This window comes from Corynebacterium felinum, from assembly GCF_030408755.1.
GTDB classification, from domain to species: domain Bacteria; phylum Actinomycetota; class Actinomycetes; order Mycobacteriales; family Mycobacteriaceae; genus Corynebacterium; species Corynebacterium felinum.
The window spans coordinates 1,016,096-1,032,711 of sequence record NZ_CP047209.1 but is presented as its reverse complement, the minus strand read 5'-3'; the positions used below and the strand labels follow the sequence as shown (position 1 = coordinate 1,032,711).

Below are 16,616 nucleotides of genomic sequence, written 5' to 3'. Positions count from 1 at the left end.
CTGTCGAGCATTGGGGGCATAGAATAGCCTGCGTATCCTATTCTGGTGGCACGATGAACAACACCACCAAGGGATTTTTAGGCTTTGGTGAAACGAGTGACAGTAGCGCGGGCAGTTACCGCCATGCTGCTGGGTAAGGTGGCAATACGCTCAGCCAAAATATCGGGGTGAATGTGGCGGGCTGAGGGGCTCATCCCGATCTGGGTTGCGATCGAAGCCTGGTCGAGGTTCATCACAAACTCCACAGTCTCTGGCTCCCCCACCGGAACGAGGTGGCCGGAAGCTTGAGCGATCATGCGATCAATCTTGCCTTTTTCCACATCAATAATGCCCAGTGGTTCACGCAGTTCCGACAAGTGGCCCACGTTCGGGGTCATCACCACAACCTCGCCTTGGGGCTTGAGCACACGCGCAAATTCGCTTGCGTTGCGGGGTGCAAATACTACGGTGATGGCATCAACCGAGGAATCTTGAATGGGCAGTCGTGCCCAAGCATCAGCAACCACTGCACCTACGCGCGGGTGGCACTTTGACAGCAGCTTTGCTGCTGGGGTGGAAACATCGATGCCCACGCCGCGTGCACCTTCAATCGAATCAAGCACGTGGGAAAGATAATATCCGGTGCCTGCACCAATTTCGACGATCACGGGTTCTGCACCCTCGGGGACTTCCGCATCGTCGAGCACGTCAGCCACGGTGTGGGAGATAGCTTCCACGAAGGGCGCGAAGTGGCCGCGTGAGAGGAAGGTTTCGCGGGCGGCGATCATGTCGGAATCATCACCGCTGTAGCGCAGGCCCTTGCCCGCGGCGAGGGTGACGTAGCCTTGGCGGGCAACATCATAAGAATGACCGGACTCAGACACGAGGCGGCTGAACTGATCAACCCCAGAAAGTGGGCTGCCGTCGATGGGGTCTGCGAGTACGTCAATGACATGAGAAAGCACCGGTTGTGGCTTCCTTCCTACAACTGTGAAGGGACAAGAAAATGTGTGCGCTTCATCTTAGCGCAGTTAGGCTTAACACCGGTACAGTCCTGCACGATAGTCATTCACCAGCCCACCAAGATGCACGCGCCCTACGATTACATAACAGGTGGGAGTTCGACTATGCACACACGTGGAGGTTTCCACCCCAGCAAGTCTTGTTGCTGGGGTGGAAACCTCCACATGAGTTGTTTGTTATTGGCTGACTTGGCGCAACAGTTCGGCCAGTTCGGCAGCTTCGTCCCTGTTGAGTTCGATCACGAGGCGGCCGCCGCCATCGGTGGGGATGCGCATCACGATCTTTCGGCTTTCCTTCACCGCTTCCATCGGACCGTTTCCCGTTCGGGGCTTCATCGCAGCCATAAGTTGTTCACCAGTTTCTTTTTCAACAATTCGGCGCAGAGAATACGCTCACTTTGCCTATTATACTCCCGATTCACTCAGCTTGGCCTCAGCTGCAGCTAACTTAGCGAGGAGATCAGCGATCACAGCATCAACTTGGGCTTTATCGTATCCCTGTTTGGCTGTAGTGAATGTGAGCTGCTCAAAGTTGCCTTCGTCGATAGCGCGACGGTTGTTTTCCATGACATCAAACTCCTCTTCAACAGGTTTATTCCCACCCCCGAGAATAAGCGTGGGTTTAAAAAGTGCGTAAAAAAACCAGGCGAAAAGCACGGTGAGGATGATCATTCCAGCGCCGAGCGACACTGCCGTGATGGTTGCTGCTGAGTTCATGACCTTTCCTTTTCACAGAAGGGTGTGGAAGGGGGCGGGAAAAAGGTGTCGATGTGGTTCAGGGGTGGGCGGTAGTTCATGGTACCGATTCCCGCCTTGCTCAAGATTGTAGCTGCCACAATATCTGCCATGTCGGCGAGTTCGTGTAAAGGTCGGTTGCGATGCACCCGCGGCGGGAGTGGGACTTGGGTGGGGTTGGCGGCGTCGATAAGCAAACCCACTTCGACACCGTAGCCCGGCGCGAATTCGGCGCCCAGCGCGAAGCTGCGGCGGATGGCGTATTCGCCAGCGAGGGGTTGGTGGATGTGGGACAGGTGCGGGAATAAGTGTTTAAGCAGGGGTTTTGCGCAGAGTTCGGTGACGCGGCCCCCGCCGGTGGCCTGTCCTTGGTAGGTGCGGGTGTAGTGTGCTTTGACGAGGTCGATTGCGGGGTTGGTCAGTGGTTGTGCGAGTGCGTTGATGGATTCTGGGCTGAGCTTTTCGACGTCGGCATCGACGAAGACGATTGCTTCTGTTTGTGCTGCGTAGACGCCACGCCAGAGTGCTTCGCCTTTGCCGGGTTGGCAGGGGATGTGCGGGAGGATCTCGCGCCAGTTGTATACGCGTGCGCCGTGGTGTTGTGCGATGCTGGCGGTGTTGTCTAACGAGTCGGAGTCGATGACGATGATGTCGGTGGCCTGTGATTGGCAGGCTGCGTCAACGACGTGTGCGATGGTTTTTTCTTCGTTGAGTGCGGGGATGATGACGGTGAATTTCATGCAAGCCCTCGGGTGACGTTTTTCGGTGGGGTGTGCCCTGCGATGGCGGCGGTCATGTAGATGACGTCGGCGGTTTCTTTGACTTCGTGTGCGCGAAAGGCTGCCACGCCTTTGCTGGCGGCCCAGCAGGTGGCGGCGAGGGTGCCGGGGAGGCGTTCTTTTATCGGGCGGTTGAGTGTTTCGCCGATGAAGTCTTTGTTGCTTAATGCCATGAGTACTGGCCAGCCGGTGTTGACGATGGTGTCGATGTGGCGGAGGAGTTCGAGTCCGTGGTGGGTGTTTTTGCCGAAGTCGTGGGTGGGGTCGATGAGTATTTTGTTTTCGGGGACGCCGAGGCCAACTGCGCGTTCGGCTTGGCGGGTGGTTTCGTCGATGACTGCGACGGTGATGTCGTCGAATCTGACGCGGTAGGGGCGGGTGCGGGGTTGGACACCGCCGGTGTGGGAGCAGACGTAGCCGACGTGGTAGTGTCCGGCGACTTCGGCGAGTTCGGGGTCGTGTCCGGCCCAGGTGTCGTTGATTAAGGTTGCGCCTGCTTCGATGGCAGGTGCTGCGACTTCGGCGCGCCAGGTGTCGACGGAGATGGTGATGTGGGGGAAGGTGTGGGAGATGGTGTGGATGAGGGGGACGACGCGTTCGATTTCTTCCTCGGCGCTGACGTATTCACCGGGCCCAGCTTTGACCCCACCGATGTCGATGATGGTGGCGCCATCGTCGATGACCTGTGTGGCTCGGGCGAGTGCTAAGTCGAAGGATTCGGTGGCACCTTGGTCGTAGAAGGAGTCTGGGGTGCGGTTGATAATAGCCATCACTGCGGCACGCCCGTTGTGGGTGAACGCGCTGGTGATCATGGTTAGATAACCCCGTTGGCGGCGTGGGCGTCGCGGATGTAGTCGATGGCTTCGTCGATGGAGTCGGTGAGCAAAAACAGGTTCATGTCTTCAGCGCTGATCATGTTTTTAGCCACGAGCTGGTTTTTAAGCCAGTCGACAAGCCCAGACCAGAATTCGGTGCCGATGAGCACGATGGGAAAGTTGGTGACTTTGCCAGTTTGGACCATGCACATCACTTCAAAGAGCTCGTCTAAGGTGCCAAGTCCGCCGGGCAGGCAGACGAAGGCTTGGGAGTATTTGAGGAACATGGTTTTCCGGGCAAAGAAGTAGCGGAAGTTGAGCCCAAGGTCGATGTATTCGTTGAGCCCTTGTTCGTGGGGCAGCTCGATACCCAAGCCGACGGATAGCCCGTCTGCTTCGAATGCTCCGCGGTTGGCGGCTTCCATCAGCCCAGGCCCACCACCGGTGATCACGGCGTATCCGGCGTCGGCAAGTGCTTTGCCCATCTCGCAGCCAAGGGCGTAGAGTTCGGTGTCTTCTTTGGTGCGGGCAGATCCGAACACGGTCACGGCTTTGGGCAGGCCGTGGAGGGCGTCGAAGCCGGCGACGAATTCACTTTGGATGCGCAACACCCGCCACGGGTCGGCGTGCATCCAGTCATGGTCGGCACCGAGTTCGAGCAGCCGCTGATCGTAGGTGGATTCTTGGGGCTGCCCCGATTGACGCAGCAACACCGGACCGCGCAGCATGTGGGTGTTTTCTGCTAATTCCCGCGCCCGCTGCTTTGCTTTCTGAAGTTTTTCTGCGCTTTTGCCGTTAGTAAACATTATTTCATTCTTCTTTCGCATTAATCCCCGCCTTTGTGGCACCACCGACGTGCGCAAACTGCACACGCGGCGCTAGGCAAGGTTCACGGTGTGTTCTTTTAGCTTATCGACGCCGCCAGGATCAGCGCAGTAACTTTCACCACCGGCGAACAAAGGCGACCAACACACAGCGCTCACTTTCATGTCCGCTGCAAGCTTTCACACATCCACCGCCACCCTACTTATACTGCAGGCGGTGTGCTACCCCGAAGGTAGTCCAACAGCACCTGCGAAACTTCAGTAATCATCTCCACCGGGCACTGCTCGTCCTTCTTATGGCAAAAACTCGGATCTCCCGGGCCAAAATTCACAGCGGGGATTCCCAATTCACTAAAACGCGCCACATCAGTCCACCCATATTTTGCCCGCACCTTCCCACCGGTAGCAGCAATCAGCTCTTGGACAACTGGGCGATCCAAACCAGGGCGAGCACCCGGAACCGCATCATCAACCTCAAAACGCACACCTTCCGGAAGATCCAACACCTCCAGCATGTGCTCTAACGCCTGATCGACACTACGGTTCGGGGCGAAACGGAAATTCACAAACATCCACGCCTCATCAGGAATCGTATTCGTGGCCACCCCTGATTCGCAGTGCACAATATTCAGGCCCTCGTGGTAGAGACAATCGTCGACAAGCACTTTAGTAGCCTGATATGCCGCAATATTACTGATCACAGGGGCAAGGGCATGCATAGCATTCTTCCCCAACCAACTACGAGCCGAATGTGCCCGCACACCCGTTGCCACCACCTTCAACCGAATCGAGCCCTGACAACCCGCCTCAATCATCGACCCCGACGGCTCCCCCAACAACGCCACATCCCCCACCAACAACTCGGGGCGCTGGGTGTGCACATGCCCCAAACCGTTATATACACTCGCAACCTCCTCCCCCTCATAACATACCAACGTCAAGTCGTAACGCAACGCCGGATCAGCAGCAAGACGGGCAAACGCATTCAAATACACCGCCAGCCCCGACTTCATATCCACCGTTCCACACCCAAACAACGTATCTCGACCCTGATCATCCAACCCACGCGTGGAAGGAACATTGCCCGCAATCGGAACCGTATCGCAATGCCCCGCCAAAATCACGCGCTGACCCAAGCCCCGATCAGTACGCGCCACCACAGTATTACCCACACGATCAACCAGCACACCATCTAGCTGGCGCAACGCATGCTCAATCGCATCCGCAATCGTCTTCTCCTCATGGCTTGGACTTTCAATATCCACCAAAGCCGCAGTCAACCCCACAGGGTCACAGAAAAGATCAACAACAGGGAAAGACAGTTCAGAATTAGCCATAAAAACCAAGCTTAGCCAAAACCTCCCTCCCAAAACCTGCCATCAACCCCTCACACCCCCACACACTCAAACCCCACCCACCAACACATCAGACAACCAAAGAAATAGCTGTACTACACTAGAAAACATGACAAGCATCGGTGCCCAAGGTGTAGGAATAGCCAATATCGCCATGACAGGAGAAATCCTCGACACCTGGTATCCCACACCCGAACTCATCACCGACCCCACCATCCTCCACCACCCCCACTTCCACACTCACAGCACCCGACTCGGCGCCCAAGACCTCCCACCCAAGCTCCTAAGCCTCGTCAAACTCGACGACCAACGCCTCGTCGAACAAGTCGCGATCCGCACCACCATCCGCGACCTCAACGAACCACCCACCGACGCCCACGACGTCTACCTACGCCTGCACCTACTCTCCCACCGCCTCTGCACCCCCGGCGAGATCAACATGGATGATGCCATCGCCATCCTCAACACTGTTGTCTGGACCAACAAAGGCCCCTGCCTCCCCGACAATTTTGAACACATGCGCACCTCACTGCGCTCCCGCGGACTCATCCACGTCTACGGCATCGACCCCCTCCCCCGCATGGTCGACTACGTTGTCCCCTCCGGCGTTCAAATCTCCGAAGCTGAACGCGTCCGCCTCGGCGCCTACCTCGCGCCGGGTACTAGGGTGATGCGGGAAGGTTTCGTCTCGCACAACGCCGGTACGCTCGGCCCCTGTCGAATCGAAGGCAGAATTACTTCTGGCACTATTGTTGGTGAGCATTCCACCCTGCAACTTTCTTCTTCGCTGATTAGCTCGAAACCGGTGCAGATGCGGGTAGGGAAGAATTGTAGTTTCGGCATTTCCGCCACGGTTTTGGGCTTGAGCTTAGGCGATAATGTTCATATTGGCCACAAGGTTGTTTTAGACCCGCACACCCCCATCCGCATGGGACACAGCAATGAGGTTGCCCCCGCGCGCTTTATTGAAGGCACTTCACATCTTTCCATTGCTTACGAGTCCGGTTTTACCGAGCCAGTAGCGCGCCCGCTGAATCCGGATAATCCTGCCGTGCAGGTGACGGTATAAACCGCAGGTTTTTGTGGGAAGTTGCACACAGTCACAGGAATAAAGCGATCGTGTCATAAGCTCCTATGAGTGTTTTTCTTCTCCCCCCTTTCCTTGAGTGCTGCCATGGCGTGATGGAGGTGTATGCGCTCATTGCACTAGAAGGTGGGCAAGCACCGCAGAAGTCCACAGCCCTAACACAGCAAATGTGCGCAATTTTATTGCGGGTTTTTAGTACTTATTGGGTACTCGATGTGAGAAAACTTCCACCTTAGCGATAAGGTGTGAAGTTATGACTTCAAAGACGCAAGAAACCGGTTTGGGAACGGGGTTGAAAACTCGCCACCTGACCATGATGGGCTTAGGGTCCGCCATTGGTGCGGGCCTTTTTCTCGGCACTGGTGTGGGTATTCAGGCTGCTGGCCCCGCCGTGATTTTTGGCTACATTTTCGCTGGCGCCATCGTGGTGTTGTTCATGCAAATGCTAGGTGAGATGGCTGCCGCGCGCCCCAGCTCCGGCGCTTTTTCTGTTTATGCGGAGCAGGCGTTTGGGCACTGGGCTGGTTTTACTTCCGGCTGGTTGTACTGGTTCATGCTCACCATGGTGATGGGCGCTGAGATGACTGGTGCGGCTGCGATCATGGGGAACTGGTTTGGGGTTGATCCGTGGATCCCTGCGTTGATTTGCGTCACTATTTTCGCGGTGATCAATCTTGCCAATGTGAAAGGTTTTGGCGAGTTTGAGTTCTGGTTTGCGTTTATCAAGGTTGCTGTGATTATTGCATTCTTGGTTATTGGCGCTCTTTTGGTGTTTGGTTTGCTGCCTGGCACTGAGTTTGTGGGTACCCGCAATTTGGTGGGCAATGGGTTTATGCCGAATGGCATTTCGGGCATTGCTGCAGGTTTGTTGGCTGTGGCTTTTGCGTTTGGTGGCATTGAGATTATTACGATTGCTGCTGCTGAGTCTGAGAATCCGGCCTCCTCGATTGCTACTGCTGTGCGTTCGGTGATTTGGCGTATTTCCCTGTTCTACTTGGGTTCGGTGTTGGTGATTATTACACTGATTCCTTTTGAGTCGATTCAGGGTGCGTCGAGTGCTGCGGAGTCGCCATTTACCATTATTTTGGCGATGGCGAACATTCCGTATGTGGTGGGTTTTATGGAAGCAATTATTGTTCTGGCGTTGCTTTCGGCGTTTAATGCCCAGATTTATGGCACGTCGCGCCTGATTTTCTCTTTGGCTAAGCGTGGCGATGCCCCGAAGGTCTTTTCTTATATTTCTGGCCAGTCGGTTCCTAGGGCTGCTGTGTTGTTGTCGATGGTGTTTGCGTTCGCGTCTGTGGGTTTGCAGTATTGGAATCCACCGGGGCTGCTGACCTTCTTGCTCAATGCTGTGGGTGGCTGCTTGATTGTGTTGTGGGTGATGATTGCCGCGTCCTGGATCAAGTTGCATCCTGAGTTGGTGCGCACTGGTGAGATTACGTCTGTGCGTATGGGCGGGCATCCGTGGTCGGCTGTTGTGTGTCTGATTTTGTTGGGTGCACTTGTGGTGTTGATGCTTGTCGACGCCAACTCGCGTGGCCAGATTTATGCGGTTGCTGTGTTGTTTGTTGTGGTTGTGGGGTTGAGTTTCCTCACGAAGAAGAATAAGCATTCCACGGTTTCTTAATGTAGTTTTTGGTCAAGGGGCATGGCTGCTTTGTGTGGGTGGCCATGCCCCCTGTGTGTTCCTGATTGTGAAAAAGAAAGTAAACTATCCAACCATGACTTCTTTTACTGCTACTGGTCTGGCTACCATTCATGCCAATGGAACTGTTTTAGATGCCTGGTTCCCTTCGATTACTGCGAATGAGCAGCCTGTTTCTGCTGGTACTTCCATTATTGATGAGGCACCTGCGGAGTTCGCTGCGCTTGTGGGCACTGATGAGGCCCGTGAGACTTCTCGTGTTGTGATCACCACCAGCATCGCTTCGGTGGATGATGCTCCTGTAGATGCTTATGACGCGTATTTGCGTTTGCATTTGCTTTCGCACCGGATTGTCAAACCTCATGGTGTGAATCTTGATGGCGTGTTTGGTTTGTTGGCCAATGTGGTGTGGACGAATTTCGGCCCGTGTCTTCCTGCTGGTTTTGAGTTGACTCGCGCAAAGTTGCAGGCGCGTGGCCCTGTGACTGTGTACTCGGTGGATAAGTTCCCCCGCATGGTTGATTATGTGCTGCCGACAGGTGTGCGCATTGGTGATGCTGATCGTGTGCGTTTGGGCGCACACCTGGCTGAGGGCACCACTGTGATGCATGAGGGTTTTGTGAACTTTAATGCGGGCACCTTGGGTTCTTCCATGGTTGAGGGCCGTATTTCGGCGGGTGTTGTTGTTGCTGATGGCTCTGATATTGGTGGCGGCGCATCGATCATGGGTACCCTTTCGGGTGGCGGCAAGCAGGTTATTTCGATTGGTCAGCGTTGTTTGTTGGGTGCGAATGCCGGTGTGGGCATTTCGCTTGGCGACGACTGCGTGGTCGAGGCCGGCCTGTATGTAACCGCTGGTTCGAAGCTTGTGGTTCGCGGCGCAGTGGCTGCGGCACTGGCAGTTGAGGATGGCGCGAGCATCAAAGCTGTGGAGCTTTCGGGGGCGAATAACATTTTGTTCCGTCGCAATTCCATCACCGGCGCTGTGGAAGCAACCTCCTGGAAGTCTGAGGCTGTGGAGCTAAACTCCGCACTTCACGCTAACTAATAATTCTTCTTCCCAAGGCCTCGTGCATTGCGCACGAGGCCTTTGTGCTTGCGACACCTCTGAGCACAACTCGACCTTTTCTTCTCCCACACGCCGTTTTCACTCGATGCCACAGACAAAGGTCGAGTATTCAACCGCTGCGGTAGCGAACAAACGAAAATTGTGTTGCTCCCTTGTATCTGCTGACTTTTGCACAAACGAGGTATAGGCAACCGAATTGAAATACATTATCTTCAACAGCACTAGGCGCAGCTCTTGGCGGTGTGATGAGAATTAGCCACCCCAATCGGTTGCCGTACCCCACCGTGACATTCTATGGAAATTATCAGTTAGAGATAGAGCAAGTGCTACACACAAAACCGCAGGTCAATTTTTAGCCCATGCGCTGAAACTCTAACTATTAATTTTGAATCAATCCATACACATTTATAGGCACATCGCCTAAGGGCGATATGCCTTAACCAACACACCATTTTCCGTGTGGTAGCCCCCAGCCCAGACTTGAAAATCCAGGCAGCCTTGCCACAACTCGACCTTAAGCTACCCACACCCCGCACATTCAGCCAAAGAAACAGAAAAGGTCGAACTCCCCTTAGATGCGTTCAATCCCCAAAGCGGGTGACATTCATCCCGGCAGGCAATTAGACCCCCTTGACCCTATGTAAAAAAAATTTCACGGTGGAGCTTAAAATTTTTCACCCTCACTCCCCCACCTGAAAGCACGCAGATTGCCACAGCACACCTTTCGCACACCTTCTGCGTAGCCCTTATCACTTCTGACAATCACCCCCATCAGCACCACCCAAATACATAAGACTTTGCTATTTTACCTAAGGTAAATTTCAGCTACTTTGCGGACTATAGGCACGATCCCCACTGCCCTTTGATCACGCAATAAGCAGCCTTAGAGGAACAAGAACCAGCATGCCTTCGCACCTTAACCGGGCATTACTTTCGTTTGTGCCTCAGTACTTTCTCATGGTCTATTTCCCTTTTTAGGAGCATGTATGAAGAAAACACTTATTTCTTCCCTCACAGCCCTCATGGTTTTTAGCTTAAGTGCTGTACCTGCCTCGGCAACGATCTCCACAACGGTGGAGCGAATCGGACAAGACTGCCGCATCAACGTAACGGCCCCTGAAACCGAAGGGAAACTTGGATACTCCACTTATCTAACTCCTGAAGGCGTTGACAAAATGCTGGCGCGTTATAAAAGATTCGAAAAGGAAAATCGCTCTCCTAATCTTGAGGAAACCACAATAATCGCGGCTCTTGAGGAGTGCAAGAAACCTGCTCCTGCGGAGAAAAGCAACGCTATCAGCGGCATCATCGCCGCTGTTTCTGGCCTAGCAGGCGCAATCATTGGGGCGCTCGTGGCTGTTTTCGCATTCGTTCCGGCGCTGCGCAACATCATTAAGCTGCCGTAAAGCACAAGCGGGTATCGCCGGTTTTTCACCAACAATACCCGCTTTCACCTCTAACAACCCGCCAAAAGAGCAGCAATCTGTAAGTCGTCAACCGGCTCATCAGTGGTTGCCACCCCATGGGCTTTCGCCCACCAGGAAAGCAACTCACCTTCGGTGACTTTCTTCGATAGAACACTCATCTCCGCCCTGACAAGATCAAGCGCAACCGAACGTCCTGCGCTGTACCCACCACGACGGGTACCTAGGGAAGAATCCAGCCACACCAACTCAAACGTGTCTAGGTCAACCACAAATGGGATCGCACTGGTGGAAGGAACCGTCGGTGTTGCCGCAGTGATCACGCTGCGAGGCTCAAACAATTTCCCTTCCATGCCGGAGCCACGCACCATTGCACCAGCGAAACTATCCACCTTGCTCAACAGTCCCGCGCCGAAAGAAATCACCGAGCAAATCGCATAGCGGGCATGAGGGAACCGCTTGCGCAGCACTTTCACATCGATATCGATGAACTCGCAGCCACCGTTGGGGGCATTGACAATGTCGCCTGAGTGAACGATCGCATTCCGGAAACGTTTCTCCGAATGGTTGGTGTAGTCGACAAAGCCAATGCGGTTCTTCAACGTGGCATCCGCAAGCACCACGCCCAAATCCACATCACCGCCATACCAATGTATAAACATGCGGATGTTCCCTGAGTTCTCATCTGCACGTTCATTGTCCACATCATCCCACAGCGCGATTCTCTCGCCACGCTTGATCACTGAAAGCCCAGTTGACGTGTCACGTTTAACCAGTTCCACCGGCACATTCGACTTGCAGGCCACCGCTGCTTCCGGTGCGCTAACCAGCGCAAGGCGCGCGGTAATTGCTTCCTGAATCCGAAGATTCACCTTCGCAAGCACCATGGGAAGAACTTTGGTCGCGTCGACTTTCTGCAGCACATTACCCTTACCTGGGATTTTGACTACTTTGAAGGTGTCCTCCCGCGTGCGCAGGTGGTTCAGCACAGAAATCAGGGTGCTCAACCGCACTTTCGGCGCCGCCTGCTTCAGCGCAGCGTCCAATGCAGCAACATTGTCCTGCCAGCCCAGCGTGCGCCGCGCCCCAGCAAGGCGCATGAGGTGATCGAGTCGTCGAATCAAATTTCCGGGTTGCTTCGACAGTAATGTGCACGCGGTGATGATATCGCCGTCGACAAGCGCCTGCTCAACGAGCGCATTGGTGGTGCGAAATTTCACATTCTCGTGAATAATATCGAGCTGTGTGCGCGGCGCATTCGGCTGCGCATACGGGTGCAGCACACGCATCACTTTCCGCCACACTTTGCGACGCCGAAACAGCAAGTCCAGATCAAACTGCCGCTCACGCCGCGCCAACGCATCGAGGATTACCCGCCGCTTCGCCTGCGGCACAGACCGCAGGCGCACATCCTGCAACAGACGAGCACCAGAACCGAAGCAGCCAACAATCAGCCGCAACAAATCATCAGCATTGCGAACCTTTGTCACACCCACATCAAAAACACCTTGAACACCGATGCTCGTCAACGTCTCGCAGGCTAGTCCAAAGTTTTCACTTGAGGAAAAATCGGTCATCTCAAAAGCAACAAGCGAATCCTCCTCCAGCCACAACGCAAGATCAACAGCAAACTCCGCATCCTGCTCACTCAAGCCCACAGCCTGACCCCACAACCCCGCTAAATCAGCAACCGAAGGCTTCAGCAACCGCAGTGGCTTAAGATCAGCAAACGTGGCATTCGGGGTGCGCTCAAACTCACCGCGCAACGCCGGCAACAGCGCACCACTAGTGATGTAATGCACCAACTGGTCAAACAGCAGCTGCGCCGAGGAAGTTTCGATAACCTGCTTGGGGAAACCCGGATACATGGGAATCCACGCACGATCAGCGCCCACAACAATCGCCGCATTATAAATCAAGGTATTCAGCTCTAGTACATCAAAGCGCAGCAAATCGGTGGGATCAGCGAGAAAACCGAGATTCATCAACTCACAGGCACAAGTCACAGCCTCAGCAAGACTGCACCGTTGCTCCCCTGCACCCCCTGACGCAATAAACCCTTGACGCAGCATAGCTACCGTGCTCACAAAAATCCTCCTCACCGACTACTTGAATAATGAACGCACCGATGAAAGCATAAGCATTTTCAGGGCATGAAAAATGGGCCTTTTCATCGAAAACGCAACCGCACACTATGCGCGGCAACACCTTCTATAGGTGCGTGGACAAGCGAAAACGCTGCCTCTGCGTTCGAGAAAAGGCCCATCAAAATTAAGGAAGGGTTCCTTTAAGGAAATCGGCCCCCGTGGGGTCATATCACAAAATGAAGTAACGAGAACCTAGTCAAAAAAATGAGCCTTCAAAGAAACCCAGAAGTACAGAATAACCCCACCAGTGTTGTGCCCGCAAGGCTTTAGACATATTTTTCAAAACTTACTTGATTATCAGAAAGTCTCCATGCCGCCGTTTGCCACCCCACACACGGACATGAAACAGTTTTTGCAGCACGCTACGCACTCATGAGGGTGCTCATTGACCTAGTGAGAACCTCATTGACATCCCTTGAAATACTCAGTGGCCGATCTACCTAAGGTAAACCAGCCACCGGAATTAGCGCGGTACGTGTTTCTCAACGCCGCCACTTCACCTCCAACCATAAAGGGTAGAGTTCTACAAATCAACAGGGGACGGCGCGAGGGCACCACCTATGAGAAGAATCTACCAAAGACCAATGCCCTACAGCGGTATCTAGCGACGTTGGGTAGACACGTGACATGCCGGTGGGAGGAAGGCGCTGTCAGCTTTATGACACTGCGGATTTGGGGGATTGCATTAGCAGTCTCTGCATACCAAGGTCAAAGCTTAGAACACTGATAAGAGTACTCATGTTGCAATACAGAAGCAGCACAAGCAGGAAAATTTAAGAATCCCCAGCGAGCTTGTGAGCGTGAACGTGATATTGTGCGCAAGGTTGTCTAATGCTTTCGCGTCAAATGAGACGCTCCACACGAACTTTCCCCGTCGGAAAACCTCTGCCGGTTCCGTGTTGGTGTTCACTGAGTTTTAGACTGAGGCAATGTTAGACTCCGCCACAATCTTTGTCTTGGGCTGTTTGCGGAAAGTCCACACCTTATTAATGAAGAAATTCACTGGCATCGACACGAAAATCGCCACCACGGAAGCCCAATAGAACTTCGTTCTCAAACCAGTAGAATCATCAAAAATATGCTCCGGCAAGCCCATTGGGGACTTCGGATTCATCAGCAAAGTCAGCACAACCAGATTCACCACGAAAGCCATCACGCCCGTGAGCAAAAAAGGGAAAAAGCCGCGCAACCAGCCCATACGAGTTCCCTTGAAAGTCCACATCCGGTTGAGCTGATAATTCCACGTATTGGCCACCAAGAAAGCCAGAGTCATAAAGACGTGGTACCAGCGGACGTGAAACTGCGAACCAAGGAGATTAAAAAACGCATCATGCTCAGTAATCTTCCACGCAGCCCAACTCAACTTTTTCGCCACATACAAAACCAGAAGGTTGACAACAACGCCAGAACCGCCCACCATGCCAAACTTGATGAACTGAACCATGTTGCGCCCAAAGCGCTGTGTGCCGCTCACGAAACAGCTGTTCCTTCCTGCGATGCATTAATCAAACCCTGTACACCTTACTCTGCACGGAAGCTGCACCGTGAATCAGAAAACCGAGGCGCACAAGGATCATCAAACTCTAGCGTAGTTGCCACAAGAAGCAAAGGTTGGGAAAAATCATACAAATCACGACCCCGCACAACCGGATACGTATCATCACCACGAATCGGGGAACCAAAATGATTGCACAAAACGCGAAGCTGATGAGTATGCCCCGTCACAGGCGACAAACGTAAGTGATACGGTGAGCAACGCTCAACAAACGTCTTAGTCACCACACCATCATCATGCACACGCACCTGAGGATCACCTGCCCTTTTCATCATGGGCAGCTCAACCTCACCCACAGGACCCGACCAAGGCTGAGAAAGCTCAGCCTGATACGTTTTACGCACCAAACCTGGGGTTTGAAACAACCGCTGATACACCCCACGTGTTGTCGGATTAGTAGAACACACCACCACACCGGCAGTGAGCACATCTAAACGATGCAGCGGTGTGACATGCGGATTATCCTCCTGCACCCGAAGTCTCGTCTGCAAAGTATTCACCACCAGACGGCCATTCGACGTCGTCGGAAGAAAATGGGGCTTAAATGCCACCAAAAAATGCTCATGGCGAAACAACACCCGGTGGGAAAACGGAATCTCTTGCTCCTGCGGTACCCCAGGCCACCACCACGCAGGAATCCGACCCGGCAGCGCCACACCATTAGCCAACGGTTCTAAAGGCGCAAAGGGGCTATCCCCAGCGGCAGCAGCCACATACTCCCCCACCGCAGGAACCTGCCCCTCCAACACCACCTTGCGCCAACTAATACCCTGACGCGGGATCGGCCTAGTGTGAACCAAGGCGCGTGGCGAAGGCGTCGATACGCTCGTCAGACTCAGTCAACGCAACCCGCACAAACTGCGTACACTCAGGGCCATAAAACGCGCCAGGCGCAACCAAAATACCCCTCTGCGCAAACCAATCCACCGTCACCCAACAATCCTCACCCCTAGTCGCCCACAAATACAGGCCAGCCTCAGAATCAACAACCTCAAAACCAGCCTCAACCAACGCCCGCAACAACACAGCCCGGCGCGCAGCATAACGCAACTTCTGCGCAGCTTCCTGATCATCATCATTCAACGCCGCGGTCATAGCAGCCTGAATAGGGCCAGGAACCATAAGCCCAGCATGCTTGCGCAACTCCGTCAGCTCCGCAATCAAACCCTGGCAACCCGCCAAGAAACCGGCACGGTAACTGGCCAAGTTCGAGGTCTTCGACAAGGAATGAATAGCGATGAGATTGCGACGATTATCCCCACACACGCGCTCATCAAGCACGGACAAAGCCTCGCCTTCCCACACCAGCCCGAGATAGCACTCGTCAGAAGCCACAATGACATCATGAGCGCGCGCCCACTCCACCAGCTTCTTCAGATGCGCTTCACCCAGCACCTTACCTGTCGGGTTCGACGGCGAGTTGACGAAAACCAGATCGATATCTGCAGGGTTATCCAACTCCCACGGGCTATCACTGCGCACCGGTTGAGCACCCGCCAGCAAAGCCGCCACCTCATAGGTTGGGTAGGCAATCTCAGGAATAACCACTGTCCCACGGCACCCAAGCAAAGTTGGTAGCCAAGCAATAGCCTCCTTCGTGCCAATCACCGGCAACACACCGCGAACATCATGCGCGTTATAGCGGCGCGAAAGCGACTCGACAATAGCCTGACGCAACTCAGGAGTGCCAATAGTCTGCGGATAGCCAGGTGCGGTGGAAGCCTCCATCAGCGCCAACTGAATGCCCGGTGCCACCGGATCAACCGGCGAGCCCACCGACACATTAATAATGCCCTCGGGGTGAGCCTGAGCTTTTTCTTTCGCTGGGGCAAGCGTATTCCAAGGAAAGTCTGGGAGGGTGGAATTAAGGGCAATGCGTGCCATGATGGTGGGAAAATCCCTTCTGATGAAAAGCCAGCAAAAACAACACAAGAAAGTAGCCGAAAACGAAACGATTTCAGCGCCCGAGTGTCACTCCACTGCGAGGAAATAAGTGGTGGTGGGAAGAAAACCGCACACGGAAAAAGGATTCAGCGCACTGTTTCCCCTCGAAGTTTCATGCTAATACTTCCACCACATGGCAGGGAAGTATGCACAGCACACAACCCCCGTGCAGGGGATGAACAACACCGAGGAAAACTCGCGGAATCGTTGTGATCATCCTGCACGAGGGCTGT

At 54.1% G+C, this 16,616-nt stretch carries 15 protein-coding genes; 4 read left to right on the top strand and 11 right to left on the bottom strand.

All coding sequences use genetic code 11. From position 1 onward, the window contains the following. Positions 1-77: 77 nt before the first annotated feature. The 7 genes from CFELI_RS04545 to dapE all read right to left on the bottom strand — a co-directional run bounded on the left by CFELI_RS04545 (position 78) and on the right by dapE (position 5,491). Entirely contained in the window at positions 78-944 is an 867-nt protein-coding gene (locus tag CFELI_RS04545; RefSeq protein ID WP_277104904.1) for a methyltransferase domain-containing protein, read from the bottom strand. A 234-nt stretch (positions 945-1,178) separates the two neighbouring features. Further along, a complete protein-coding gene (locus CFELI_RS04540; protein ID WP_277104905.1) occupies positions 1,179-1,346 on the bottom strand; it encodes a DUF3117 domain-containing protein in 168 nt (55 codons plus the stop codon). 60 nt (positions 1,347-1,406) lie between these two features. Next, the gene (locus CFELI_RS04535) at positions 1,407-1,718 is read right to left on the bottom strand and encodes a hypothetical protein (protein WP_277104906.1); all 312 of its coding nucleotides are present in this window, start codon (positions 1,716-1,718) and stop codon (positions 1,407-1,409) included. After that, positions 1,715-2,476: a glucosyl-3-phosphoglycerate synthase gene (locus CFELI_RS04530; protein ID WP_277104907.1), complete on the bottom strand. Its 762-nt coding sequence runs from the start codon at positions 2,474-2,476 to the stop codon at positions 1,715-1,717. Before CFELI_RS04530 ends, CFELI_RS04535 begins: the two co-directional genes overlap by 4 nt. Beyond that, positions 2,473-3,327, bottom strand: a complete 855-nt coding sequence (gene folP, locus CFELI_RS04525) for a dihydropteroate synthase (protein ID WP_277104908.1) — start codon at positions 3,325-3,327, stop codon at positions 2,473-2,475. Before folP ends, CFELI_RS04530 begins: the two co-directional genes overlap by 4 nt. Positions 3,328-3,329: 2 nt before the next feature. Beyond that, positions 3,330-4,058: an LOG family protein gene (locus CFELI_RS04520; protein ID WP_277104939.1), complete on the bottom strand. Its 729-nt coding sequence runs from the start codon at positions 4,056-4,058 to the stop codon at positions 3,330-3,332. A 299-nt stretch (positions 4,059-4,357) separates the two neighbouring features. After that, complete coding sequence (dapE, locus tag CFELI_RS04515) at positions 4,358-5,491, bottom strand: succinyl-diaminopimelate desuccinylase (protein ID WP_277104909.1); 1,134 nt, start codon at positions 5,489-5,491, stop codon at positions 4,358-4,360. Between the two features lie 127 nt (positions 5,492-5,618). Here dapE and CFELI_RS04510 point away from each other — a divergent pair, with 127 nt between their 5' ends. The 4 genes from CFELI_RS04510 (at position 5,619) to CFELI_RS04495 (ending at position 10,719) form a co-directional block, all read left to right on the top strand. Next, positions 5,619-6,578 carry a 2,3,4,5-tetrahydropyridine-2,6-dicarboxylate N-succinyltransferase gene (locus tag CFELI_RS04510; RefSeq protein WP_277104910.1) on the top strand — a complete coding sequence of 320 codons (960 nt, stop codon included), beginning with the start codon at positions 5,619-5,621 and terminating at the stop codon, positions 6,576-6,578. A 271-nt stretch (positions 6,579-6,849) separates the two neighbouring features. Continuing rightward, the gene (locus CFELI_RS04505; RefSeq protein ID WP_277104911.1) at positions 6,850-8,226 is read left to right on the top strand and encodes an amino acid permease; all 1,377 of its coding nucleotides are present in this window, start codon (positions 6,850-6,852) and stop codon (positions 8,224-8,226) included. Positions 8,227-8,320: 94 nt separating this feature from the next. Next, the gene (gene dapD / locus CFELI_RS04500; protein WP_277104912.1) at positions 8,321-9,292 is read left to right on the top strand and encodes a 2,3,4,5-tetrahydropyridine-2,6-dicarboxylate N-succinyltransferase; all 972 of its coding nucleotides are present in this window, start codon (positions 8,321-8,323) and stop codon (positions 9,290-9,292) included. 1,007 nt (positions 9,293-10,299) lie between these two features. Next, positions 10,300-10,719 (top strand): hypothetical protein, encoded by a 420-nt coding sequence (locus tag CFELI_RS04495; protein ID WP_277104913.1) that lies wholly within the window; start codon positions 10,300-10,302, stop codon positions 10,717-10,719. Between the two features lie 50 nt (positions 10,720-10,769). Here CFELI_RS04495 and CFELI_RS04490 read toward each other — a convergent pair whose 3' ends face one another. From CFELI_RS04490 to dapC, 4 genes are all read right to left on the bottom strand, one after another. Next, positions 10,770-12,824 carry a TerD family protein gene (locus tag CFELI_RS04490; protein ID WP_277104914.1) on the bottom strand — a complete coding sequence of 685 codons (2,055 nt, stop codon included), beginning with the start codon at positions 12,822-12,824 and terminating at the stop codon, positions 10,770-10,772. A 976-nt stretch (positions 12,825-13,800) separates the two neighbouring features. Then, complete coding sequence (locus CFELI_RS04485) at positions 13,801-14,328, bottom strand: GtrA family protein (RefSeq protein ID WP_277104940.1); 528 nt, start codon at positions 14,326-14,328, stop codon at positions 13,801-13,803. A gap of 77 nt (positions 14,329-14,405) precedes the next feature. Beyond that, positions 14,406-15,152, bottom strand: a complete 747-nt coding sequence (locus tag CFELI_RS04480) for a pseudouridine synthase (RefSeq protein ID WP_277104941.1) — start codon at positions 15,150-15,152, stop codon at positions 14,406-14,408. Positions 15,153-15,225: 73 nt separating this feature from the next. Beyond that, on the bottom strand, positions 15,226-16,323 hold the full coding sequence (gene dapC / locus CFELI_RS04475; RefSeq protein WP_277104915.1) for a succinyldiaminopimelate transaminase: 1,098 nt from the start codon (positions 16,321-16,323) through the stop codon (positions 15,226-15,228). Positions 16,324-16,616 lie beyond the last annotated feature (293 nt).